This window comes from Mycobacterium bohemicum DSM 44277 (assembly GCF_001053185.1).
Lineage (GTDB): Bacteria > Actinomycetota > Actinomycetes > Mycobacteriales > Mycobacteriaceae > Mycobacterium > Mycobacterium bohemicum.
This window is the reverse complement of record NZ_CSTD01000001.1, coordinates 1819074-1842401: the sequence shown is the minus strand read 5'-3', so window position 1 is coordinate 1842401 and position 23328 is coordinate 1819074. Positions and strand designations below refer to the sequence as shown.

General features: G+C 68.4%; 23 protein-coding genes and 1 tRNA gene. 3 read left to right on the top strand and 21 right to left on the bottom strand.

Annotated features, from left to right (window positions below):
* Positions 1-3: 3 nt before the first annotated feature.
* The 17 genes from atpA to argS all read right to left on the bottom strand — a co-directional run bounded on the left by atpA (position 4) and on the right by argS (position 18255).
* Positions 4-1668: a F0F1 ATP synthase subunit alpha gene (gene atpA / locus BN971_RS08395; protein WP_085183208.1), complete on the bottom strand. Its 1665-nt coding sequence runs from the start codon at positions 1666-1668 to the stop codon at positions 4-6.
* A 58-nt stretch (positions 1669-1726) separates the two neighbouring features.
* Positions 1727-3067: a F0F1 ATP synthase subunit B/delta gene (locus BN971_RS08390; protein ID WP_085183209.1), complete on the bottom strand. Its 1341-nt coding sequence runs from the start codon at positions 3065-3067 to the stop codon at positions 1727-1729.
* A gap of 6 nt (positions 3068-3073) precedes the next feature.
* Entirely contained in the window at positions 3074-3616 is a 543-nt protein-coding gene (locus BN971_RS08385; protein ID WP_085183277.1) for a F0F1 ATP synthase subunit B, read from the bottom strand.
* A gap of 9 nt (positions 3617-3625) precedes the next feature.
* The gene (locus tag BN971_RS08380) at positions 3626-3871 is read right to left on the bottom strand and encodes a F0F1 ATP synthase subunit C (RefSeq protein ID WP_071509226.1); all 246 of its coding nucleotides are present in this window, start codon (positions 3869-3871) and stop codon (positions 3626-3628) included.
* Positions 3872-3969: 98 nt separating this feature from the next.
* Entirely contained in the window at positions 3970-4725 is a 756-nt protein-coding gene (atpB, locus tag BN971_RS08375) for a F0F1 ATP synthase subunit A (RefSeq protein ID WP_085183210.1), read from the bottom strand.
* Positions 4718-5176, bottom strand: a complete 459-nt coding sequence (locus BN971_RS08370; protein ID WP_085183211.1) for an ATP synthase subunit I — start codon at positions 5174-5176, stop codon at positions 4718-4720. Before BN971_RS08370 ends, atpB begins: the two co-directional genes overlap by 8 nt.
* A 227-nt stretch (positions 5177-5403) precedes the next feature.
* Entirely contained in the window at positions 5404-6591 is a 1188-nt protein-coding gene (locus BN971_RS08365; protein ID WP_085183212.1) for a glycosyltransferase family 4 protein, read from the bottom strand.
* A gap of 50 nt (positions 6592-6641) precedes the next feature.
* A complete protein-coding gene (locus BN971_RS08360) occupies positions 6642-7295 on the bottom strand; it encodes an L-threonylcarbamoyladenylate synthase (RefSeq protein ID WP_085183213.1) in 654 nt (217 codons plus the stop codon).
* A complete protein-coding gene (gene prmC, locus BN971_RS08355; protein WP_090349919.1) occupies positions 7288-8136 on the bottom strand; it encodes a peptide chain release factor N(5)-glutamine methyltransferase in 849 nt (282 codons plus the stop codon). The genes BN971_RS08360 and prmC overlap by 8 nt, the downstream gene beginning before the upstream one ends.
* Positions 8133-9206: a peptide chain release factor 1 gene (gene prfA, locus BN971_RS08350; protein WP_085183215.1), complete on the bottom strand. Its 1074-nt coding sequence runs from the start codon at positions 9204-9206 to the stop codon at positions 8133-8135. The genes prmC and prfA overlap by 4 nt, the downstream gene beginning before the upstream one ends.
* Positions 9207-9289: 83 nt before the next feature.
* Positions 9290-9538, bottom strand: a complete 249-nt coding sequence (gene rpmE, locus BN971_RS08345) for a 50S ribosomal protein L31 (protein WP_085183216.1) — start codon at positions 9536-9538, stop codon at positions 9290-9292.
* 181 nt (positions 9539-9719) lie between these two features.
* Positions 9720-11561 carry a transcription termination factor Rho gene (gene rho / locus BN971_RS08340; protein WP_085183217.1) on the bottom strand — a complete coding sequence of 614 codons (1842 nt, stop codon included), beginning with the start codon at positions 11559-11561 and terminating at the stop codon, positions 9720-9722.
* A gap of 259 nt (positions 11562-11820) precedes the next feature.
* On the bottom strand, positions 11821-12756 hold the full coding sequence (gene thrB / locus BN971_RS08330) for a homoserine kinase (protein WP_085183278.1): 936 nt from the start codon (positions 12754-12756) through the stop codon (positions 11821-11823).
* A 23-nt stretch (positions 12757-12779) separates the two neighbouring features.
* Complete coding sequence (gene thrC, locus BN971_RS08325) at positions 12780-13862, bottom strand: threonine synthase (protein ID WP_085183218.1); 1083 nt, start codon at positions 13860-13862, stop codon at positions 12780-12782.
* Positions 13859-15184, bottom strand: a complete 1326-nt coding sequence (locus BN971_RS08320) for a homoserine dehydrogenase (RefSeq protein ID WP_085183219.1) — start codon at positions 15182-15184, stop codon at positions 13859-13861. Before BN971_RS08320 ends, thrC begins: the two co-directional genes overlap by 4 nt.
* A 3-nt stretch (positions 15185-15187) precedes the next feature.
* Positions 15188-16606, bottom strand: coding sequence for a diaminopimelate decarboxylase (gene lysA, locus BN971_RS08315; protein ID WP_085183220.1), 1419 nt, complete (start codon positions 16604-16606; stop codon positions 15188-15190).
* Entirely contained in the window at positions 16603-18255 is a 1653-nt protein-coding gene (gene argS, locus BN971_RS08310; RefSeq protein WP_085183221.1) for an arginine--tRNA ligase, read from the bottom strand. Before argS ends, lysA begins: the two co-directional genes overlap by 4 nt.
* 127 nt (positions 18256-18382) lie before the next feature.
* Between argS and BN971_RS08305 the strand changes: the two genes are divergently transcribed.
* A tRNA-Arg gene (locus tag BN971_RS08305) sits at positions 18383-18458 on the top strand.
* A 170-nt stretch (positions 18459-18628) separates the two neighbouring features.
* Here BN971_RS08305 and BN971_RS08300 read toward each other — a convergent pair.
* From BN971_RS08300 to BN971_RS08290, 3 genes are all read right to left on the bottom strand, one after another.
* Positions 18629-18853, bottom strand: a complete 225-nt coding sequence (locus tag BN971_RS08300) for a hypothetical protein (RefSeq protein ID WP_085183222.1) — start codon at positions 18851-18853, stop codon at positions 18629-18631.
* A gap of 66 nt (positions 18854-18919) precedes the next feature.
* Complete coding sequence (locus BN971_RS08295) at positions 18920-19273, bottom strand: DUF732 domain-containing protein (RefSeq protein ID WP_245837067.1); 354 nt, start codon at positions 19271-19273, stop codon at positions 18920-18922.
* 217 nt (positions 19274-19490) lie between these two features.
* Positions 19491-20051, bottom strand: a complete 561-nt coding sequence (locus BN971_RS08290) for an NUDIX domain-containing protein (RefSeq protein ID WP_085183224.1) — start codon at positions 20049-20051, stop codon at positions 19491-19493.
* Positions 20052-20211: 160 nt separating this feature from the next.
* Here BN971_RS08290 and BN971_RS08285 point away from each other — a divergent pair, with 160 nt between their 5' ends.
* Complete coding sequence (locus BN971_RS08285) at positions 20212-21921, top strand: NAD-binding protein (protein ID WP_245837071.1); 1710 nt, start codon at positions 20212-20214, stop codon at positions 21919-21921.
* A gap of 27 nt (positions 21922-21948) precedes the next feature.
* Here the strand turns inward: BN971_RS08285 and BN971_RS08280 are convergent, their stop codons facing one another.
* Entirely contained in the window at positions 21949-22827 is an 879-nt protein-coding gene (locus BN971_RS08280) for an LLM class flavin-dependent oxidoreductase (protein WP_085183226.1), read from the bottom strand.
* A gap of 73 nt (positions 22828-22900) precedes the next feature.
* Between BN971_RS08280 and BN971_RS08275 the strand changes: the two genes are divergently transcribed.
* The gene (locus BN971_RS08275; RefSeq protein WP_085183227.1) at positions 22901-23314 is read left to right on the top strand and encodes a VOC family protein; all 414 of its coding nucleotides are present in this window, start codon (positions 22901-22903) and stop codon (positions 23312-23314) included.
* Positions 23315-23328: the final 14 nt, after the last annotated feature.

Below are 23328 nucleotides of genomic sequence, written 5' to 3'. Positions count from 1 at the left end.
CCGCTACTTCTTGTCCTTCTTTTCCTTGGCCTTCGGCTTTTCCTTCTTGACCTTGACGGACTCCTTCGCCAGGTCCCCCTCGTCCATCGGCTCGACGTGCTCGTCGGGCACCACCGAACCGCCGTCCGAGGCCCCGAAACCCTTCTTGAACTTGTTGATGATCTCGACCAGCTGGTTCTCGCCCTCCTCCGAGAGCTTGCCGCTGTCGCGGATGCCGGCGAGGAACTTCTCCTCGGAGGCCCGCATGTGGTCCAGCAGTTCGGTTTCGAAGCGCCTGACGTCCTCGACGGGCACCGAGTCCAAGTGGCCGCCGGTGCCCAGGAAGATCGACACCACCTGCTCCTCGACCGGCATGGGCTGGTACTGCGGCTGCTTGAGCAGCTCGACCAGCCGCTCCCCGCGCTCGAGCTGGGCCTTGGACGTCGCGTCCAGGTCGGACGCGAACGCGGCGAAGGATTCCAGCTCCCGGTACTGCGACAGGTCAAGACGCAACGACCCGGCCACTTCCTTCATGGCCTTGATCTGCGCGGCGCCGCCGACCCGGGACACCGACACACCCACGTTGATCGCCGGCCGCACGCCCTGGTTGAACAGGTCGGACTCCAGGAAGCACTGCCCGTCGGTGATCGAGATGACGTTGGTCGGGATGTAGGCGGAGATGTCGTTGGCCTTCGTCTCGATGATCGGCAGGCCGGTCAGCGAGCCGCCGCCGAGCTCATCGGACAGCTTGGCGCAGCGCTCCAACAGCCGGGAGTGCAGGTAGAACACGTCGCCGGGGTAGGCCTCGCGGCCGGGCGGACGGCGCAGCAGCAGCGAGATGGCGCGGTAGGCCTCGGCCTGCTTGCTCAGGTCGTCGAACACGATCAGCACGTGCTTGCCCTCGTACATCCAGTGCTGAGCGATCGCCGAACCCGTATACGGGGCAAGCCATTTGAAGCCCGCGGAGTCCGACGCCGGCGCCGCGACGATGGTGGTGTAATCCATCGCGCCGCCCTCTTCGAGCGCACGCCGCACCGACGCGATGGTCGTGCCCTTTTGCCCGATCGCCACGTACACGCATCGGACCTGCTTCTTCTCGTCGCCACTCTCCCAGTTCTCGCGCTGGTTGAGGATGGTGTCGACGCACACCGCGGTCTTGCCCGTCTTGCGGTCGCCGATGATCAGCTGCCGCTGGCCGCGACCGATCGGCGTCATCGCGTCGATGGCCTTGATGCCGGTTTGCAGCGGCTCGCTGACGCTTTGCCGCTGCACCACCGACGGCGCCTGAATCTCCAGCGCGCGCCGGATGTCGGTGTCGATGTCGCCCTGGCCGTCGATCGGGTGGCCGAGAGGGTTCACGACACGCCCCAGGAAGCCGTCGCCGACGGGCACCGACAGCACCTCGCCGGTGCGCTTGACCTGCTGGCCCTCCTCGATCTTCTCGAAGTCACCCAGGATCACCGCGCCGATGCTGTGCTCATCGAGGTTCAGCGCGACGCCGAGCACGCCGCCCGGGAACTCCAGCAACTCCTGGGTCATGACCGAGGGCAGGCCTTCGACGTGCGCGATGCCGTCGCCGGCATCCGTGACCGTGCCGACCTCCTCGCGGGTGGTGTCGGAGGTGAAGGAGCCTACGTACTCCTCGATGGCGCCCTGAATGTCCTCAGCGGAGATTGTCAACTCGGCCATGGCTTTTCGTCTTCCTACTTGATCTGTGTTCGCGTCGGTTGTGATGAATCGTTCGTGGTCAGTCCGGCAACTGGGCCTCGGCGGCGGCCAGACGCGATGAGAGTGTCCCGTCGATGACCTCGTCGGCCACGGAGATCAGCAGCCCGCCCAGCAGCTCGGCGTCGACCTGCAGCTGCACCGCCACCGGGTGGCCGTAGATGCGGCTGAGCACTTCGGTGACGCGGCCCCGTTGCTCATCGCTGAGTTCGGCCGCGGCGTTGACCTGCGCGACGACTTCGCCGCGGCGCGCCACGGCCACCTCGGCCAGGAACTGAACGGCCTCGTCGGCGTTCTGGCCCCTCAGCAGCTCGATGGTCTGGGTCAGCAGTGCCCGCACGATCGGGTTGACCGAGCCGCTCGAGCCCTCAAGCACCTTGTGCAGCAAGCCGACCCGGCCCTCCACCGGAACGGCGTAGTCGCCCAACAGAATCGCCAGTCTCGGTTGCGCGTCGAGGATTCGGGAGAACCGGAATAGCTGGTCCTCGACCTCGTCGACCTTGTTTTCCCGCTCGGCGACCTCCAGCAGCGCCTGCCGGGAGATGTGTTCGATGGCGGCGACAAGGTCGGCGTTGGCCGACCAGCGCTCCGAGACCGCAAGTCGCAGGATGTCCAGGGTGGCGTCGCCGACCTTGCCCGTTACCAGTCGCTCGATCAACGTGACCCGGGGCGCGGCGTCTTCGGCGGGCACCGTGAGGTACCGGGTCACCACAATCTCGCGGTCCAGCATCTGCCCCACCGCGACCAGTTCGCGGGAAACGTTGGAAAGGGCGTCGTTGTCGAGGTTTTTGGCGATGTCGCGAAAGCGATCCATCAGATCGGTCAGCGCAGCCCGACTCGCCGACCGCATCTTGGTCAGCAGCGGGTAGGCGACTTCGGCGGGTGCGGGCGCCATGGCCTCGAGATCGTCCAGGAACCGGTCGACCGTGGCCGACTGCTGGGCAGGGTCGGCGACGTAGTCCCGCACCAATTCGCCGGCCCGGCGCACGGCCTCGTGACCGAGCTCGAAGCGAAGCTGGCGGCTCAGCTGGGTCCGCAGCAGGTCGACCTGGCGGGTGCCCTGGGATTCGATGCGTTCCGCCTCGACGCCGGACTGGGCCCGCAGCTGCTCGGCGATGCGGCCCGAATCCGTCTGCGCCTCTTCGACGATCCGCTCGGCCTCCGCCTTGGCCTCCTCCACGGCCTTGTCGTGGGCCGAGGTGGATTCCGTCAAGCGATCGGCCGCCGCGGCGGAGTCCTTCAATTGTTGGCGCACCGCGTCTTGCCGCGCGGCCATCAAACGACGCACGGGCGGCACGACGTAACGCACCACCAGAAACACGATGAGCGCGAAGCCGATCAGCTGTCCGATGAAAGTCGACATGCGTTGCTACCGCCCGGACTTCCCGGTTGACGAGGTGGGTGCGGCGACGGGGGCGATCTCGACACCGAGGATGCGGCTGGCCAGCGTCGCCGACATGCTCGCCACGTTCGCGCGCAGGTCCAATTCCACGGCGTCCCTCTCCCGCTTCAATTGCTCGGAGGCCATCTGCAATGTCGACATCACCTGTTGCTCGGCACGGGCGCGCGCGTCCTCGACCACCTTACGGCCTTCCGCGCGGGCATCGTCGCGCAACGACGACGCCCGCACGCGGGCCTCCTTGAGGGCTTCCTCGTAGTCGGCCCGGGCCGCCTCGAACTGCTCGGCGGCCTTCTTGTTGTCGGCAACGGTCTTGGCGACCATGGCTTCCCGTTCGCGCATCACCTTCAAAATCGGCGGTACGACGAAGGTGCCGATGACGGCCAGCACGATGAGGAAGATGGCCAGCACGAAGAAGAACGTGCCATTGGGGACGAGGAAGTTACTCCCGCCGCCCTTGCCGCCCTCGCCGCCCTGGCCCGCGGCCAGAACAACAAAACTCGTGTCGCCCATCACCACGAGTTAGGTGACCGGGGTGGCGAAGACGAACAGCGCCATGAACGCCAGGTTGATGAAGTAGGCCGCCTCGACCAGACCGACGGTGATGAAGAACGGGGTGAATAACCGGCCCTGCGCCTCAGGCTGCCGGGCGATGCCGGAAACCAGTGCGTTGCCGGCGATTCCGTCGCCGATACCGGCACCGATCGCGCCACCGCCCATGATGAGGCCACCACCGATGAGGGCACCGGCAGCGATAGTGGGGTCCATTCTTTCCTCCTTTATGTGGTGGCTGTCTGGTAGCGGTCTACCAGGCGCCTGTACTGATGTCTGAACTGGTGCTTGTTCGGGGACGATGGGCGGCGGACTCAGTCATGGTGTTCTTCCACCTCCATCGCTTGGCTGAAGTACAAGATCGTCAGGATGGAGAAGATGAAGGCCTGGATGGCGCCGACGAACAGGTCGAACGATTTCCAGATCGCGTTGGGCAACCACATGATGTACGGCGGGAACAGCGCGATCAGCGCGACCAGGATGCCCCCGGCGAAAATGTTGCCGAAAAGCCGGAGCGACAAGGAGATCGGCTTGGCGAGCTCCTCGACCAGGTTGATCGGCGCCAGGAACGCGACGTGCCCCTTGAGCACGGCCAGCGGGTGCCCGACGATGCCGCGGCGCCAGATGCCGGCCACGTGGTAACAGACGAACACGAACAGGGCCAGGGCCAGCACGTAATTGATGTCGGCGGCCGCCGACTTCAGCAGCTCGGTGGTGTGTCCGGATTTGTCGGTGTATTGCAGTGGCAGCACCGACAGCCAGTTGGAGATCAGGATGAAGACGAATATGGTGACGGCCAGCGGTAGCACGAAGGGCGCGATGCGCATGCCGATGGCGCTCTCGATCTGGCCGCGCATCTGCTCGGTGATCGCCTCCCAGAACAGCTGAACCCCGCTGGGCACGCCGGTCGAGGTGATCTTGGCGCGCAGGAAGAACGCCAGGGCCAGGACGATGACCGCGGCGATCGCGGTCGACAGGATCGTGTCCGTGTTGACGGTCATACCTAACCAGGTAGCCGTGTTGTGCTGGCCGACCTCGATCTGCGACTCGGCCAAGAACACTTCACTCATTGCCCGGGTTCCTTTCCTCCGCCACTTCGGGGGCCGCCACCCCGGTGGCGCGGATCTTTTTCCAGACCGGCAGCGCCGTCGTCGCGACCAGCAGCACCTGGAACAGCGCCAGGCCGAACATCACGCCCAGACCGGCCGGCCGGAAAACAAAGGCGATGATCAGCGCGAGAACCGTGATGACCGCCAGGCGGGTCGCGGAGTTCACCGCCATCGACCTTTTCAGCGGATGGTCCTGGGCCGTGATCGCTGCGACCGACCGGCGCACCAGCAGCGCGTTGAGCAAACCGAGCAGCAAGCCGATGCCGAAGAAGACCCCCGCCAGCAGGTGACCGGACAATCCGGCGGCCAACACGGCCGCGGCCGTGATGACGAGGCAGGTGACGAGAAGCCGGACGGGACGGAACGCAACAGAGGGAAACACCAACGGCGCATCCTGCGCTGGTGTCGTCACTGCAGCACCTCAATCCCAGCTTGACGGAACGGGAACCCCACGACCGACTGATCGGTGGCCCGCCGAGCGTATCGCACGCCACAGCCGAATTTGCCCAAGGGGTATCTCCCGGCGTCCGGCGTGAGCCGGCGCGGTCGAACCAGCGTCCGATGGGCCGTTCGGCCAGTAGCCTGCGAGGCTCGTTTGGGGGTTCTACCTGCACCTTATCACACGAGAGACGGTTACTACTACTGGTCGTCGTAGTCTTCGCGGCGGCGCAGCAGCGGGATGATCGTTGCGACGCCGGCCACCACTATGGCCGCCAGCATCACCATGGCGGTGTGGCGGGGATTGAAAAAGATCGTGCTCGCCGCGCCGAACGCGACGATGCCGACCCAGAGGTAGATCAGCAACACCACCCGGCGATGCGAATGGCCGATCTGCAGCAACCGGTGGTGCAGATGCATCTTGTCGGGGCTGAACGCGCTGCGTCCCGCACGCGTGCGGCGCACGATCGCCAGCAGCAGATCGAGCATCGGGACGAAGATGACCGCGGCGACCAGCAGGAACGGCGAGAGGAGAGCAAACACGTCGCGCGCGCCGTAGGCGTTTTGGGAGACCGGGCCCGCCGCCGTGGTCGAGGCGGCGGCGAGCATCAAGCCGATCAGCATCGAGCCCGAATCGCCCATGAAGATCTTCGCGCGATGAAAGTTGTGCGGAAGGAACCCGAGGCACGCCCCCGCGAGCACCACCGAGATGACGGCGGGCGGATAGAACAGCACGTCGCCGCCGTGATCGCGCAGCAGGCCAACGGAGAACATGCAGATCGCCAGCGCGGTGATCAGTCCCAGCCCGGCGGCCAGCCCGTCGAGGCCGTCGACGAAGTTCATCGCGTTGACCACCGACACCGTCAGCGCCAGGGTTAGCAGGATCGACGACGCCTGGTCCAGCACGATGGTGCCGACGCCGCCCAGCGGGATATAGAGGACACTCCAGGCCACACCCATGGTCACCAGGACGCTGGCCGCGGTGATCTGACCGGCGAACTTGGTCAGCGCGTCGAGCCCCCAGCGGTCGTCGATGAGGCCGATCCCCATGATCACCGCACCGGCCACCAGCACCGCGGGCATCCCCGTCGAATAGACGAAGCCCCGGGTGAGCGCGGGCAGCTGGGACGCCAGGAAGACGGCCGAGACGACTCCGATGAACATCGCGAGCCCGCCCATCCGCGGCGTCGGCGTCACGTGCACGTCGCGTTCCCGCGGATAGGCGACGGCGCCCAGGCGGGTGGCCAGCACGCGCACCGGGCCGGTCGCGAAGTAGGTCATGATCGCCGCGGTAAGCCCCACGAGCGCCAGCTCGCGCAGCGGGACACCGGCGCTGCGATCGGAGAGAGCGAAGAATCCACCGGCAAGGCTGGCTGCGTGGCTGGACACCTCGAGACCCTACTGCACCGACCTGAGGCACGAAAAACCGCGCCGGCCCCCTATGCGGTCAGCACCGCCGGATCGACACCGAGCACCTCCGCGACCCGCTCGGCGCTCACCGGACCGACCCGCAGGATGCGCGGGGCCGGCCCGGTGAGGTCGACGATCGTGGAGGCGGCCTGCCGGGCGGACGGCCCGGCGTCGAGGTAGACGTCGACGAGGTCACCGAACTGGTCGCGCGCCTCGGCGGCATCGACCGCCGGCGGGCGGCCCGAAACGTTAGCGCTGGACACCGCCATCGGACCGACCTCGCGCAGCAGCTCGATGGCGACGGGGTGCAGCGGCATCCGCAGCATCACGGTGCCGTGAGCGTCACCCAGATCCCATTGCAACGAAGGCGCCTGCGGGACAACCAGACTCAGCGCGCCGGGCCAGAATGCGCGGATGAGGTCGCGGGCCCCCTCGGGCATCGTGTAGACCAGCCCCTCGATGGTGTGCCAGGAGCCGACGAGCACACCCACGGGCATGTCCCTACCCCGGCCCTTGGCCGACAGCAGGGCGGCCACCGCGGCGCTGTTGAATGCGTCGGCGCCGATGCCGTACACGGTGTCGGTTGGCAGAACGACCAGCCTGCCGCCCTTGAGCGCCGTGACCGACGAGGCGATGCCGAGCGCGCGCCGATCCGGGTCGGCGCAGTCGAACACCTCAGTCATCGGCGCCGCTCCGTCCGGCCGTCACGAACCGCGGCCGGCCGGCCAGGTCGTGGCGGGTGCGGATGTCCTCGAATTGCCCTGCGGCACAGAATAGTGCGGCGGTCTGGGGCGCCGTGGTGTCGTCGTGCTCGACGGCGACCAGGCCGCCCGGTCGCAGCCAGCGCGCGGCGAGTCCGACGATCGGCGCGATCACCACCATCCCGTCCGGCCCGCCGAACACGGCGTGCCGCGGATCGTGCCCGGCCACCTCGGGCGCGACGTCGGCGTCGTCGGGAACGTAGGGCGGGTTCGCCACGACGAGGTCCACCCGGCCGTCCAGCTCGGGGAGCAGCCCGGGGTCGGTGACGTCGGCGCGCAGCAACTCCACGGACGTGCCCTCGGCATTGCGGCGCGCGTAGCCGAGTGCGTCCTCGGAGTCGTCGACGCCGATGACGCGCGCCGAGGGCAGGCGGTGGGCCAGGGCGATCGCCAACGCGCCGGAGCCGGTGCACAGGTCGACGATCAGCGGCCGGTCCGGAAGCGGTTGCGCCAGAGCCCATTCCAGAATCGCCTCGGTCTCCGGACGAGGGATGAACACGCCCGGACCGACATTCAGCTGCACCGGCCCGAACGACGCGGTCCCGATCAGGTGCTGCAGGGGGACCCGCCGCGACCGCTGGGCCACGATCTGCCGGTATCGGCCGAAGAATTCCTCGCCGGGCGCCTCGAGCAGCGCGAGCCGGCCGCGCTCGGTGCCCGCCAGGTGGGCGGCCAACTGCTCGGCGTCGTGCCGGGCCGAGTCGATCCCCGCTGCGGCGAGACGCGCCGCGGCACAGTCGATCTCCCGCCGCAGCTCCATCATGTGTGTTGCAGCCGGGATTGCTTGTCGGCGGCGCTCAGCGCGTCGAACAACGCGTCGAGGTCACCGTCGAGCACCTGATCGAGGTTGTGGGCCTTGAAACCGATTCGATGATCGGTGATCCGGTTCTCCGGGAAGTTGTAGGTGCGGATCCGCTCGCTGCGGTCCACCGTGCGGATCTGGCTGGCGCGGTCGGCCGACGCGTCGGCCGACGCCTGCTCCTCGGCCAGCGCCTGCAGCCGGGCGGCCAACACCTGCATCGCGCGGGCCTTGTTCTGCAGCTGCGACCGCTCGTTCTGACAGGTGACGACGATCCCGGTGGGCAGGTGGGTGATGCGCACCGCGGAGTCGGTGGTGTTGACGCCCTGCCCGCCCTTGCCCGACGACCGGTAGACGTCGACGCGCAGGTCCGACTCGTCGATCTGCACCTCGGCGACTTCCTCAGGCTCGGGATAGACCAGCACGCCGGCGGCCGAAGTGTGCACGCGCCCTTGAGATTCCGTGACGGGGACGCGTTGCACGCGGTGCACCCCGCCCTCGAACTTCATGCGCGACCACACACCGTCGGCCGTGTCGCCCTTGCTGGCGATGGACAGGGTGGCGTCCTTGTAACCGCCGAGGTCGGAGGTCGTTTCGTCCAGGATCGTCACGGTCCAGCCGTGCCGCTCGGCGTAGCGGATGTACATTCGCGCCAGGTCGGCCGCGAACAACGCCGACTCTTCGCCGCCCTCACCGGATTTCACCTCGAGGACGATGTCGTCGGCGTCGTGCGGGTCGCGGGGCGCCAGCATGTCGGTGAGCTGGGTGTCCAACTCGGCCACCTGCGATTCCAGCTGCGCCACCTCGTCGACGAACGACGCGTCGTCGGCGACGAGTTCGCGGGCCGCTTCCAGATCGCCGCGGGCGGCGGCCAGCTTGCGGTAGGTGGCGACAATGGGGGCCAACCGGGCGAACCGGCGGCCGGCCTTGCGCGCCTCGGCGGGGTTGCTGTGCAGCGCGGGATCGGCCAGCGCACGCTCGAGTTCGGCGTGCTCGGCCACCAACACGTCAATCGTCTGGACCGGCTGCGTCATCTCTCACCTCCTGCCCGCCTTGCCGCAAACGCGAACCGACGCCCGGCCCGTGCGGTTGCACAGTTCGGGCGTCGGTAAGCCAGCTATTTGTCGGCGTTTTCGGTGTTGTCCGTGTCGGCCGCGGCCTTGCGCTTGCCGTAGCGCTTCTCGAAGCGGGCCACCCGGCCGCCGCTGTCGAGGATCTTCTGCTTGCCGGTGTAGAACGGGTGGCACTGCGAGCAAACCTCGACGACGATGCGACCGCCCGTCTTGGTGCTGCGCGTCTGGAAGGTGTTGCCGCAACCGCAGACGACCGTGGTCTCCGCGTACTCGGGATGAATGTCGGTTCTCATGCTGTCCTCTTCGTGGTCGAGCGTCGATTATGCCAGGTCAATCGCTATCCCCCCAAAACGACGGGAGACGCCCCGGCATTCCCGCGGGCATCGAGGCCGTCGATCCGCCGAAACGTGCACTGTGGCGGCGCGACGCGGCGTGTCGTGTGCCTGGTGCACGTGTCGCGGGGGTGAATCGTCCTTAGTCGTTGTCCATCGAGCCGGGTGTGGTCTTGGACACCTGGACCAGGAACTCGTAGTTGGTCTTCGTCTTGCGCAGCTGGCTCATCAGCAGATCGATGGCCTGGTGCGAGTCCAGGCCGGAGAGCACCCGACGCAGCTTGTGCACGACCGCGAACTCGTCGGGCGACAACAGCAGCTCGTCCTTGCGGGTACCGGACGGGTTGACGTCGACCGCGGGGAACACCCGGCGCTCGGAGATCTTGCGGTCCAGCTTCAGCTCGGCGTTGCCGGTGCCCTTGAACTCTTCGAAGATGACCGTGTCACCGGTGGAGCCGGTCTCGACCATGGCGGTGGCGATGATGGTCAGCGACCCGCCCTCTTCGATGTTGCGCGCGGCGCCCAGGAAGCGCTTGGGCGGGTACAGGGCGGTGGAGTCCACACCACCGGACAGGATCCGGCCCGAGGCGGGCGACGCGTTGTTGTAGGCGCGGCCCAGGCGGGTGATCGAGTCCAGCAGCACCACGACGTCCTTGCCCTGCTCGACGAGGCGCTTGGCCCGCTCGATCGCCAGCTCGGCGACCGAGGTGTGGTCCGACGGCGGCCGGTCGAAGGTCGAGGCGATGACCTCACCCTTGACCGAACGCGTCATGTCGGTGACCTCCTCGGGCCGCTCGTCGACGAGCACGACCATCAGGTGGCATTCCGGGTTGTTCTTGGTGATCGCGTTGGCGATGTCCTGCAGGATGGTCGTCTTGCCCGCCTTGGGCGGGGAGACGATCAGCGCGCGCTGGCCCTTGCCGATCGGCATGATCAGGTCGATGACCCGGGTGGTCAGCCGGTCGGGGGTGGTCTCCAGGCGCAGCCGCTGGTTCGGGTACAACGGCGTCAGCTTGCTGAATTCCGGACGCTTCTTGGCGTCTTCGACCGGGCCGCCGTTGACGCTGTCCAGGCGCACCAGCGGGTTGAACTTCTGCCGCTGGTTGGGCTGCTCCCCGTCGCGGGGCACCCGAACGGCACCGGTCACCGCGTCGCCGCGGCGCAAGCCGTTCTTGCGCACCATGTTCATCGACACGTAGACGTCGTGCGGCCCCGCGAGGTAGCCGGAGGTGCGAACGAAGGCGTAATTGTCGAGGACGTCAAGGATTCCGGCGACCGGCTGGACGACGTCGTCCTCACGCAGTTCGGCGTCGGCGCCGTCGGCCGAGCGCTCCCCGCGGCGACGGCGGTCGCGGAACCGGCGTCCCCGCCGGCCCTGACGGCCCTCGCCGTCGTCGTCCTGCTGGTTTTGGTTCTGGTTCGAGCCGCCCCGGGACTGCTGTCCGCCGGAGTTCTGCTGGTCGCCGCCCGAGTCTTGTTCGCGCTCGTCGGTCTTGGTGTCTTGCTTGTTGTCTTGGCGGCCGCGGCGGTCGTTGCCTTCGCCGTCGCGGGGGGCCGAGCCGTCACGATCGGTCTGGCGGGCCGATCCGGCTTCGCGGGAGGCGCCGCGCCGTTCCCGGGCGGGCGAGCCGTTGCGCCCTTCCTGCGCCGGAGCCGTCTGCGGCTGCGTCTCCGCCGGTGTCTCGGCGTCGGCCTTGACCGGGGCTTCGCCCTGCGACGGGCCGGCGGTGGTGGTATTGGCCTTGCCGTCCCTGACCTCTTGGATCGCGGCGATCAACTCGTTCTTGCGCATGCCCGAGGTCCCCTTGACGCCGGATCGATTCGCCAGCGCGCGCAGTTCGGGCAACACCATCGCCGACAGCGAGCCAACCGGGGCATCCGTTTTGGCCTCCGGCGTGGTTTCGGAGGTGTCTGTGGTCACGGGGCCGGACAGCGGGTCGCTGTCGGTGCTCTCGCCAGCCGTGAACAGGTCCGTATCAGTCACGGATTTCCTTTCTTCCCCCGCTGATCAGCTCATACGGGAGGTCGTTGCATTCAGCGGAATCGCCGAGTGCGCCCAATCATCGACTCTGCAACGGGTTATCGCCTGGACCGGCGGGAGAGTATGGCGAACCTCGTCCACGAGAAGAATTGGTGGTTGTCCTAGCCGCAATGCAGTATGCAGATGCTGCGATTGCTGGACGGCTCCGAGGATAGCCTGCATCCTGGCCGGAAGCAAGCAAACCCTCCCGGCGCGCTGTGGATCAACCGAGCACCTTGACTCCCGGGCTCCAGCGAACTCCTTCGCCGGCGGTCATCGCAATGATGGTAAATCCTTTAGCGGCACCGTACTGGACCACTTCCGCGGGTAACTCCGGCTCGGTGGTCAGTGCGATCAGGGAGGGACCAGCCCCAGAAAGCGTCGCTGCCACACTATGACGCCGCATCAGCCGCAAATATTCCGCCGAGGCGGGCATCGCCGGGCCCCGCTGCCGTTGATGGAGCATGTCCTCGGTGGCCGCCATCAACAGGTCCGGACGTTCGGTCAGCGCCACCACCAGCAACGCGGCCCGGCTGACGTTGAACCTCGCGTCCTCGTGGCTGACCCGGCCGGGCAGCAGTACCCGGGTCTCGGCGGTCAGCGAGCGATCCTCCGGAACGGCGCAGAACAACCGGATGTCGGGGTGCAACCGCAGGGGTACCGCCGAGTAGACCGGCCGCTCCCCCGTGCAGTCCACCCACGACACCACCGCCCCGCCGAGCACCGCGGCCGCCGCGTTGTCCGGATGGCCCTCGAACTCCGAGGACAGCTGGATCAGCTGGGTCTCGGTCAGCGGTGGCGAATCCGTCTGTGCAACAAGACCGTTGGCGGCGGCCAGGCCACCCACCACGGCGGCCGCGGAGGAACCCAGACCACGCGAATGCGGGATCGCGTTGCGGCAGCGCACCACCAGCCCCGCGGCGCCGACCCCCGCCGCGTGCAGCCCGCGTTCGACGCCGCGCACCACCAGGTGGTCGCGGGTCAGCGGCACCTGGTCGGCGCCCTCCCCCTCGACGATCACCTCGAGACCGGATTCCGTTGTCTCGACCACGATCTCGTCACACAGGCTCAACGCCAGGCCGAGGCTGTCGAAGCCCGGACCCAGGTTCGCGCTCGATGCCGACACCACGGCGGTGGCGGCCAGGCCGGCGGGCAGCATCGGGGTCACGGACAGCCATCCATCTAGACGAGCCCCAGCTTCTCTACCACGAGCCCAGGGTCCACCGGCACCGGCGACACGCTGGGCATGTCCTTGAGCGCCGTGTCGGGATCCTTGAGGCCGTTGCCGGTGACGGTGCACACGACCGTCGAGCCGCGGGTCACCCAGCCATCATCGACGGCCTTGAGCAGGCCCGCGATGCTGGCCGCGGAGGCGGGCTCCACGAAGACACCCTCGGACCGGGCGACGAGATGGTAGGCGGCCAGGATCTCGTCGTCGGTGGCGGCCAGGAAGCGTCCGTTGGATTGCTGTTGCGCCTCGACCGCCGCCGTCCACGACGCGGGCGCGCCGATGCGGATCGCGGTGGCGATGGTCTCCGGGTGGCTGACCGGCTTCCCGAGCACCAGGGGCGCCGCGCCTGCGGCCTGGGTGCCCAGCATGCGGGGCAGCGCGGTGATCAAGCCCTCCTGGTGATACTCGCGATAGCCCTTCCAGTACGCCGTGATGTTGCCGGCGTTGCCGACGGGCAACGAGTGCACGTCCGGGGCCGCCCCCAGCGCGTCGACGATCTCGAACGCCGCGGTCTTCTGGCCCTCGATGCGCACCGGGTTGACCGAGTTGACCAGCGAGATGGTCGGGAAGTCTGCGGTCATCTTGCGGGCAAGTTCCAGGCAGTCGTCGAAGTTGCCGTCGATCTGAATGATCTTGGCGCCGTGCATCACCGCCTGGGCCAGCTTGCCCATCGCGATCTTGCCCTGTGGTATCAGCACCGCGCAGGTGATGCCGGCGCGCGCGGCGTACGCCGCGGCCGACGCCGAGGTGTTTCCGGTCGACGCGCACAGCACGGCCTGCTGGCCGCGCGCCACCGCGTCGGTGACCGCCATCGTCATCCCCCGGTCCTTGAACGAGCCGGTGGGGTTGAGGCCCTCGACCTTGAGGTGGACCGTGCAGCCGGTCCGCTCCGACAGCCGGGGCGCCGGGATCAGCGGGGTGCCGCCCTCGAGCAGGGTGACCGGCGTCCAGTCCGCGGCGACCGGCAACCGGTCGCGGTAGGCCGCGATCACCCCCGGCCACGGTTGGTGGGTGGCCGTCCGTGAAACGCTCACAGGCTGGTTCCTTCCAGTCGCAGCACGCTGGCGACGTTGCGCACGACGTCCAAATCGGCGAGCGCGTCGACGGTTTCGGATAGTGCCGCATCGGTGGCGGTGTGGGTCACCACGACGATGCGCGCCCCCACGCGGTGCCCGCCCTCGTCGGCCACCCCCTCCTGGCGGACCTCGGCGATGCTGACGTCGCGTTTGGCGAATTCCGCTGCCACCGTGGACAACACACCGGGCGTGTCAGCGACGTTCATACTGACGTAGTACCGGGTGGAGATCAGCCCCATCGGGGCGACCGGCAGTTGGGCATAGCGGGACTCCCTGGGCCCGCGGCTGCCCAGCACCCGGTTGCGGGCGGCCATCACCAGGTCGCCCGTCACCGCCGACGCGGTGGGCGTCCCGCCGGCCCCCTGGCCGTAGAACATCAGCCGCCCCGCGGCGGCGGCCTCGACGACGACGGCGTTGAAGGCGCCGTTGACGGTGGCCAACGGGTGCGACAGGGGCACCAGCGCCGGATAGACGCGGGCCGAAACCCGTTGCTGCCCATCGTCGCCGGTGATCCGCTCGCAGATCGAGAGCAGCTTGATGGTGCAGCCGAGCGCCCGCGCGGTCGCGAAGTCGGCCGGGGTGATCTTGGTGATGCCCTCGCGGTAGACGTCGTCGGCGTGCACCCGGGTGTGGAAGGCGATGGACGCCAGGATCGCGGCCTTGGCGGCGGCGTCGTAGCCCTCGACATCGGCGGTCGGGTCGGCCTCGGCGTATCCGAGGGCGCTGGCGTCGGCCAGGGCGCTATCGTAGTCGGCGCCGGTGCTGTCCATCGCGGACAGGATGTAGTTGGTGGTGCCGTTGACGATGCCGGCCACCCGCAGCACCGTATCACCGGCGAGCGACTGGGTGAGGGGGCGGATGACCGGGATGGCACCGGCGACGGCCGCCTCGAAATACAGGTCCACGTGCGCGTTTTCGGCCGCCTGCGCCAATTCGCCGGTGGACGTCGACAGCAGCGCCTTGTTCGCGGTGACGACGGACTTGCCGTGCTCGAGCGCGCACAGGATGGCCTTGCGCGCCGGTTCCACCGGCCCCATCACTTCGACCACGATGTCGACGTCCTCGCGGGACACGAGTTCCTCGACGTTGTCGGTGAGCAATTCGATGGGCACCCCGCGGTCGGCGGCCACCCGGCGGACGCCGACGCCGCGCAGCACCAGCGGCGCGCCGATGCGGGCCGCGAGGTCTCCGGCACTGTCCTCGATGATGCGGACGACTTCGCTGCCGACGTTGCCCAACCCGAGTACCGCTACGCCGACGGGCTTTTCGTCACCGGGCACGGTTCACCTCACTTCCAGACTCAGCAGATCGTCGACCGTTTCACGGCGCAGGATGAGGCGGGCGTGGCCCGCGCGCACCGCGACGACGGCGGGCCGCCCCACCATGTTGTAGCGGCTCGACAACGAGTAGCAGTAGGCGCCGGTGGCGGCGATTCCGAGGAGGTCGCCGGGCCGCAGATCGTCGGGGACCCAGGTGTCGCGGACGACGATGTCGCCCGTCTCGCAATGCTTTCCGACGATCCGGGTCAGCGTCGCGGGGGCGTCGCTGGTTCTGGAAACCAGTCGGGCGTCGTACTGCGCGTCATACAGGGCGGTGCGGATGTTGTCGCTCATGCCGCCGTCGACGCTGACGTACCGGCGGTGCGCCGTGGCGCTGATGTCAACGTCTTTGACGGTGCCGACCTCGTAGAGCGTGATGGTCCCCGGGCCGGCGATGGCGCGGCCGGGCTCGACCACGAGTGTGGGGCTGGACAACCCGACGGCGGCGGATTCCTTGCCGACGATCGCGCTCAGCTTGGCCGCGAGCTCGCTCACCGGCGGTGGGTCGTCGGTGGCCAGGTAGGAGATGCCCAGGCCGCCGCCGAGGTCGACGGTCGAGATCTGCGCGGTCTTGTCGACGCCGAATTCCTCGACGACCTCTCGCAGCATGCCGATGACGCGGTGTGCGGCGAGTTCGAAGCCGTCGACGTCGAAGATCTGCGAACCGATGTGGCTGTGCAGCCCGACCAGCCGCAGGTGGTCGGTGGCGAAGACCCGGCGAACGGCCGCCATGGCCGCGCCGCTGGCGATGGACAGTCCGAACTTCTGGTCCTCGTGCGCGGTCGAGATGAACTCGTGGGTGTGGGCCTCGACCCCCACGGTGAGGCGGACGAACACGTCCTGGACGACCCCGGCGTCGGCCGCGATGGCTTCCAGGCGCTCGATCTCGGTCATCGAGTCCAGAACGACATGGCCCACACCGGCTTTGACCGCGTCGGTCAGTTCGGCGACCGATTTGTTGTTGCCGTGGAAGGCGATGCGCTCGGGCGGGAAGCCGGCGTGCAGCGCGACGGCCAGTTCCCCGCCGGTGGATACGTCGAGGGACAGGCCCTCCTCGTCGACCCAGCGCGCGATTTCGCTGCACAGGAAGGCCTTGGCGGCGTAGTACACGTTGCGTCCGCCGCCGAAGGCCGACGCCATGTCGCGGCAGCGGGACCGGAAGTCGTCTTCGTCGATGACGAACAGCGGGGTCCCGTACTCGTGGGCGAGGTCGGTCAGCGGGATGCCCGCGAGGGCGGCCACCCCGGCGTCGTCGCGAGTTATGTTGCGCGGCCACACGTTGGGCGCCAGCCGCAGCAGGTCCTCGGCGGATTGCGGGCGCGGGGGGCTTTCGCTGTGCCGGGTCTCGTCGGCGTGCCGCGGCCCGGCCGGGTGGACGTTCACATTCGCTCCGGGGCGTCGACGCCGAGGATGGTCAGCCCGTTGGCGATCACCTGCCGGGTGGCCTGGCACAGCGCCAGCCGCGCGGCGTGCAGGTCGGTGGGTTGCTCGTCGCCCTGGGGCAGCACCCGGCAGGAGTCGTAGAAGCGGTGGTAGTCGCCGGCGAGGTCCTCCAGGTAACGGCAGACCCGGTGCGGTTCGCGCAGCGCCGCAGCGGTTTTGAGCACGCGGGGGAATTCGCCGATGGTGCGCAGCAGCGTGCCCTCTTTGTCATGGGTGAGCAGCTCGAGGTGGCCGGTGTCCGGGGCCAGGCCGAGCTCGTCGGCGTTGCGGGCCAACGCCGAGAGTCGGGCGTGCGCGTATTGCACGTAATAGACGGGGTTTTCGTTGGACGCCGAGGACCACAGCGCCAGGTCGATGTCGATCGGGGTGTCCACCGACGAGCGGATGAGACTGTAGCGCGCCGCGTCGACGCCGATCGCCTCGACGAGGTCGTCGAGAGTGAGCACGGTGCCGGCGCGCTTGCTCATGCGGACCGGCTGGCCGTCACGCACGAGGTTGACCATCTGCCCGATGAGCACCTCGACGGTGGCCGGGTCTTCGCCGAACGCCGCGGCGACGGCCTTGAGCCGGGCGATGTATCCGTGGTGGTCGGCGCCGAGCATGTAGATGCACAGGTCGAAGCCGCGCTGGCGCTTGTCCAGGTAGTAGGCGATGTCGCCGGCGATGTAGGCGGGCTTGCCGTCGCTCTTGATCACGACGCGGTCCTTGTCGTCGCCAAAAGCGCTGGTGCGCAACCAGGTTGCGCCGTCTTTTTCGTAGATGTTGCCGGTGCCGCGCAGCCTGGCGATGGCCTGCTCGACTCGGCCGCTGGTGTGCATCGAGTCTTCGTGGGTGTAGATGTCGAAGTCGGTGCCGAATTCGTGCAGCGACTCCTTGATGTGGGTGAACATCATGTCGACGCCGATCTGGCGGAAGGTCTCGAGCATCTCCGTGTCGGGCAGGCTCAGCGCGTCGGGCGCCTTCTCGAGGATCTGCGCGGCGATGTCGTTGATGTAGCTGCCCGCGTAGCCGTCCTCGGGGGTCGGTTCACCCTTGGCGGCGGCGATCAGCGAGCCGGCGAACCGGTCGATCTGGGCGCCGTGGTCGTTGAAATAGTATTCGCGCACCACGTCGGCGCCCTGGGTCGACAGCAGCCGCCCCAGCGCGTCGCCGACCGCGGCCCAGCGGGTGCCGCCGATGTGGATCGGTCCGGTCGGGTTGGCCGAGACGAACTCCAGGTTGACCTTCAGCCCGTCGAGAGCGTCGGACTGGCCGAACTCGTCGCCTGCGTCGATGACGGTCCCGACGATCACCGCCTGCGCCGAGGCCTCCAGGCGCATGTTGATGAAGCCGGGCCCGGCCACTTCTGCCGAGGCGACGCCGCTCGCCTCCGCCAGCGCGTCGGCGAGCAGGCCGGCCAGCTCGCGCGGGTTGACGCCCACCTTCTTGCCCAGCTGCAGCGCCAGGTTGCTGGCGTAGTCGCCGTGCTCGGGGTTGCGCGGCCGTTCCACCGTGACCGTCGGCGGCAGCGCCGCAGCGTCGAGCCCGCGCTCGGCCAGCACCGCGGCGGCGGTGTCTTTGAGCAGCTCAGCCAGGTCGGCGGGGGTCACGAGCGTCCATCCTATGGGCTAGGGTGCTCTCGCCTCGAATCTATTGCGGTGCCCGGGCGCCCGCCGCGATGCGCTAGTCTGTGCGTGCTTGTTTCTAAGCCCCATGGCGCGACGTCACGTCGGTTGCGCCCCCGTAGCTCAGGGGATAGAGCGTCTGCCTCCGGAGCAGAAGGCCGCAGGTTCGAATCCTGCCGGGGGCACCAGTTTCGCCGCAGCTCAGAGTACGTTTCAGCCGGGATCCCGCAGGAGCGTGCATTCGCTGCGTTTCTTCCGCCTCGAGTTACTGCTCCTCGCACGGTCCGGCGTTGATGCGGCTCGCGATTTCTCGTTGGGTTACCTCGCGATCCTGACTCGTCCGGCACCGCAGCGCGCCTTAACCCCCGGGCGGCGGAACCACTTGGTAGCGGAAAGACCACTCCACGTCGGTGCCGTCGCCGCCGCCGACCGGTTTGCTTTCGCCGAGCTGTAGGTCGGCCACCCGGTTGCCCCGTCTGACCTTGCGTTGCGCCTTTTGCATCGCGAGCGCGTGGACGTGCCCTTCGGGCATGCGTCGCGGCACGGTGATCTTGTCCTGCCGCGTCTCGTGTTGATCGGTCACGCTGCCTATGCTGCCCGAGATGTCCTCCAGCCAAACACAGGAGGTGCCTGTTCAGGCGGTCCCCACTCACAACTGAGGCAGAAACCCGGGCAGCAGCCAGTTCAGCGAGGGATCGAGAGTGCCCTTGTACTGCGGGCAGTAGGCGGCCACCGAAACGCCGACGTAGAAGCCGGCTTTCTTGGCCGGGAGATGCGTATCGCGGATCACGTCCATCACCAGGAAGGACGAGTCCTGGCCGCTGTCGAGCGCGGCGCACACGTCATGGCCGGTGGCAATCGCGGAGTCGCGGTTATTGACGCCGATCCCGTAATTCTGCAGCGCCCCGATGAAGGCATCGTCGGTTGCATCCGCCGACGCCGGCACTGCGGAGAACAGCGCGGCAGCGGACAGCAGGACGGCGCAAATGGTCGACGACTTCACGACACCTGGGTTCGTAGGGGTCACGTGCTCCTCTGTATGGGCGAATCGGCCTTTCGCGCGGCGGCCACCGTCTCCGAGACGGGTCAGCTCATACGCAGCGATCCTCCGCCTCGGCAGAACGTGCGTCCAGTCGCGTAATTCCTTCCCGCGCCGCGGCACCGATCTCGGTTGCGATTGCACTAAGAGTTTTATTGAGAACTCCGCAAGGCCGCCTGCGTCAGTGCCCGTGCAGCAGGAACAGCCCGTAGGCGGCGACCGACTGCGCGTCGGCCAGCACTCCCGACCGGATCATCTGCTCGACGTCGGCGCGCGAAAACCATTCGCTGCGCATGTCCTGTTCCTCGTGCTCGCGGTCGGTCTCGCCCTCGATGATCCCGGTGGCCAGAAACGCCCACCCGCGTTGGCTGGTCATCCCCGCGGCGACGTCCAACACGCCCAGCGCCTCGAACGAGGTTGCGCGGAGCCCGGTTTCCTCGCGCAGCTCGCGCTCGGCCAGCGCGGACGGCTCGACGTCGGCCAGGCCCGGCGCCGTCCCCTGCGGAAACTCCCACCGGCGTGCGCCGAGCGGATACCGGTACTGCTCGACCAACTGGAAGCGCTGCCCGTCGTAGGGCATCACGAGCGCGTAGGTCGGCTTGTCCACCACGCTGTAGATACCCAGGCTGCCGTCGGGCCGGCGGACGTCGTCCTCGCGCAGCGAGAGCCACTGGTTGCGATAGATCTCGCGCGACGCCACGCGTTCGATGAAAGGCACCCGGCCAGTATGTCGAGCGCGCATCGGGCGCGGCGAGGTGGAACGGCATGGGGGGAAGGACCACCGGCCCTTGTCGCGGCGATCGGCGCAGTGTCGGATAGTCGTAACGCCGGGCCGATCCCGGCGACAACGAATCTCACGGGAGGCGGGCGCGGATGCCCTACGAGCGGAAGCACGGGTAACGGTGAACGGTCACATCATCGTCTGCGGTGACGACTCGCTGGCGACCACGATCGTCGACGAGCTGAACAACTCCGGTGCACGGATTGTCCAGATCGCCACCGCCGCCGAGGTCGCCGGCGCCGGCGTCGACCGTGCGCTCGCGGTGGTCTCCGTCGGGTCAGACGACGCGTTGAACCTCGAAATCGCCTTGCTGGCAAGGAGATTGAATCCGAAGGTGCTCGTGGTGGCCCGGCTGGCCAACGACGTGCTGCGCGAGGCGGTGGCCGACGACAACGGCCCCGGGGCGATCCTGGACGTCGCCGACCTGGCGGCGCCCTCGGTCGTCGAAGCGTTGCTGGCCCGAACGACGCACCCGTTCGAGGCGGCCGGCATCGAATTCCTCGTCTCGGCCGACGAGGCCCCCAAGGACGCCACCCTGCGCGAGATCTACGGCGACCTGGCGCCCGTGGCGGTGATCCGCGGGGAGAACTCGCCCACCCCCGGCGAGGTGGTGACCTGCCCGGGCCGCGACCTGCACGTGTACGCCGGCGACTGCACCTCGATGATCGGCACCAAGGACGAACTGTCCGCCCGCGGCATCAAGGTGCCCCGCCGCACGGCGACCCGGGCCCACCGGTCCGTGCGGCGGCGGGTCTTCGACGCCGCACGGGCCCTGCGCGACGAAGTGAACCCGATGCTGTTCCCGTCGCTGGGCGTCGCGGTGGCCGTGATCGCGGTGTCGACGGCCGTCATCCGGCTCTCCTATCGGGGCCGGCCGATCGGCTGGGTCGACGCCCTGTACTTCACCTCCGAGACGGTCACCACCGTCGGCTACGGGGACTTCAGCTTCGCCAGCCAGCCCACGTGGCTGCGCCTGTTCAGCGTCATGCTGATGTTCGCCGGCGTGGCGATCACCGCGATCCTGGTCGCCTTCTTGGCCGACCTGCTGCTGTCGCGCCGCTTCGTGCAGACCGAGGGCCTGCGGCGCGCGCGGCACCTGCGCAACCACATCGTCGTCGTCGGCCTCGGTTCGTTCGGGGTCCGCGTGGTCAGTGACCTGACCGCCGCCGGTTACGACGTCGCGGTCATCGAGCGCGACGAGAACAACCGATTCCTCTCGACGGCGGCCGAACTCGACGTGCCGGTGATCTTCGGTGACGCGACGCTGCGGCGGACGCTGGAGTCGGCCCGCGTCGACCGCGCCCGCGCGGTGGCGGTGCTCACCCAGGACGACATGGTCAACATCGAGACCGGCATCGTGCTGCGCGAGATGCTGGGCCCGCGGGTGCTGCCGGACGTCGTCCGCCCGCACGTCCCGATCGTGTTGCGCATCTACGACCGCGCGCTGGGGTCCTCGATCGCGCAGCGGTTCGGCTTCGACCACGTCCGCTCGACGGTCGACCTGGCCGTGCCATGGTTCATCGGCGCCGCGATGGGACTGCAGGTGCTGGGCACGTTCTCGGTCGGGCAGCGCTCGTTCATGGTCGGCGCCATGCTGGTGGCGGCCAACAGCGAACTCGACGGGCTGCGGATGTTCGAGCTGTCGACCCAGACCCGGGTCATCGCGATCACCCGCGAGGACGCGCCGGTCAACCTGCATCCGCGTCGCGACGCCTGGCTGCGCGGCGGCGACACCGTCTACCTCGTCGGCCCCTACCGCGAGCTGCTGGCCACCCTGCGCAAGGGCCGGCCGCCCGCCCCCGCCGCCGCGGCGAACGAGCGCGCGTCCTGAGCTGCCAAGCGCGCCGGGCGTGACGACCTACAGCCGCCCCGCCACGTCCGCCGCGCGCCGCACCTGGTCGATATCCGAGCTGGTCGGGATGAGCTGGAGCTCGTCGGTGCCGATTTCCTCGAACTTGCGCAGCACACCCAGCAGCTCGTCCTCGCTGCCGGCCCACCCGGTCGTCGGGGCCATCGCGTCGACGTATTCGGCCGGGATCCAGTTCATGTAGTGGCGCAGGTGCCGGTGGACCTGCGAACGGGCCCGCTCGGGGGGTCCGAACGCGAACCAAAACGACGTCGCCAGATGGGGTTTGGGCTTGCCGGCCTGCGCCCACGCGTCCCGCGCCACGTCGAACAACTCGTTCTGCTGCGCGACGTCGAGGTCCAGGGTGATGCCGGCCAGTCCGTCGGCCCACGCGGCGGCGCGGCGGATGGTCTTGGGGCCGATGCTGCCGACCAGCAGCGGCGGGCCGCCCGGCTGCACGGGCGACGGGCCGACCGGCAGCACCGAGTCGGTCAGCTTTTCACCGGCCCACACCCGTTTCATCACGGCCACCCGCTCGGCCATGCCCCGGATGGTCTGGGTGGCCGGGTCGGCGCCGACGGCCTGGTAGTCCTCCTGCCGGCCGCCCACGCCGATGCCGACCGACAGCCGCCCGTCGCACAGCACATCGCCCGTCGCCAGGGCCTTGGCCAGCATCACCGGGTGGTGCAACTGCGGGACGATCACCGTCGTGAGCAGCCGCACCCGGCTGGTCCAGGCAGACAGCGCCCCCAGCAGCGTCAGGCTGTCCGGGTTGTCGAACGCGATGCGCTCGCCCCAACACAGCGACGAAAACGGGCCCTCGTCGATGGCCCGCGCCCAGTCCCGCAGGACGGCCGCGTCCAGGTCCGGCTCCATCACCGGCATGGTCATCGCTATGCGCACGACGGCGATTCTGGCACGGCCGGCAATGGCCTGACCCGTTTTCGGGTGGCAGCATGGCCAGATGAGCGTTACCAGTACGTCCATCGCGCACGTCCGACTGACCGTCACCGACATCGAGCGGTCGCGCCAGTTCTACGAGAGCGTGTTCGGCTGGCCTGTCTTGTTGGAAATTCCCGAGAATGCCAACGAAGCGACGCGAGACCAGCTGGGCTTTCTGTTCGGCGGCGTCATCTACGACCTCGGCGGCACGCTGCTGGGGCTGCGGCCGGTGGCGACCGACCGCTTCGACGAGGACCGGGTGGGCCTCGATCACCTGGCGTTCCGGATCGGCAGCAAGGACGAACTCGACAGCGCCGCAGCACATCTCGATGAGTTGGCCATCGCCCACGAGCCGATCAAGGACATCGGGCCGTCCTACATCCTGGAATTCCGCGATCCGGACAACATCGCGCTGGAGCTCACCGCGCCGAAGTAGCCGAGCGTCTCTGA

Coding starts and splice junctions, on each gene's coding strand:
- atpA (WP_085183208.1), bottom strand. CDS start 1,668: ATGGCCGAGTTGACAATCTCCGCTGAGGACATTCAGGGCGCCATCGAG.
- BN971_RS08390 (WP_085183209.1), bottom strand. CDS start 3,067: ATGTCGACTTTCATCGGACAGCTGATCGGCTTCGCGCTCATCGTGTTT.
- BN971_RS08385 (WP_085183277.1), bottom strand. CDS start 3,616: ATGGGCGACACGAGTTTTGTTGTTCTGGCCGCGGGCCAGGGCGGCGAG.
- BN971_RS08380 (WP_071509226.1), bottom strand. CDS start 3,871: ATGGACCCCACTATCGCTGCCGGTGCCCTCATCGGTGGTGGCCTCATC.
- atpB (WP_085183210.1), bottom strand. CDS start 4,725: ATGAGTGAAGTGTTCTTGGCCGAGTCGCAGATCGAGGTCGGCCAGCAC.
- BN971_RS08360 (WP_085183213.1), bottom strand. CDS start 7,295: ATGACTGAGGTGTTCGACTGCGCCGACCCGGATCGGCGCGCGCTCGGC.
- prmC (WP_090349919.1), bottom strand. CDS start 8,136: ATGATGGAGCTGCGGCGGGAGATCGACTGTGCCGCGGCGCGTCTCGCC.
- prfA (WP_085183215.1), bottom strand. CDS start 9,206: ATGACGCAGCCGGTCCAGACGATTGACGTGTTGGTGGCCGAGCACGCC.
- rpmE (WP_085183216.1), bottom strand. CDS start 9,538: ATGAGAACCGACATTCATCCCGAGTACGCGGAGACCACGGTCGTCTGC.
- thrB (WP_085183278.1), bottom strand. CDS start 12,756: ATGCTGCCCGCCGGCCTGGCCGCCACCGCCGTGGTGTCGGCATCGAGC.
- BN971_RS08290 (WP_085183224.1), bottom strand. CDS start 20,051: ATGCGCGCTCGACATACTGGCCGGGTGCCTTTCATCGAACGCGTGGCG.
- BN971_RS08280 (WP_085183226.1), bottom strand. CDS start 22,827: ATGACCATGCCGGTGATGGAGCCGGACCTGGACGCGGCCGTCCTGCGG.
- BN971_RS08275 (WP_085183227.1), top strand. CDS start 22,901: ATGAGCGTTACCAGTACGTCCATCGCGCACGTCCGACTGACCGTCACC.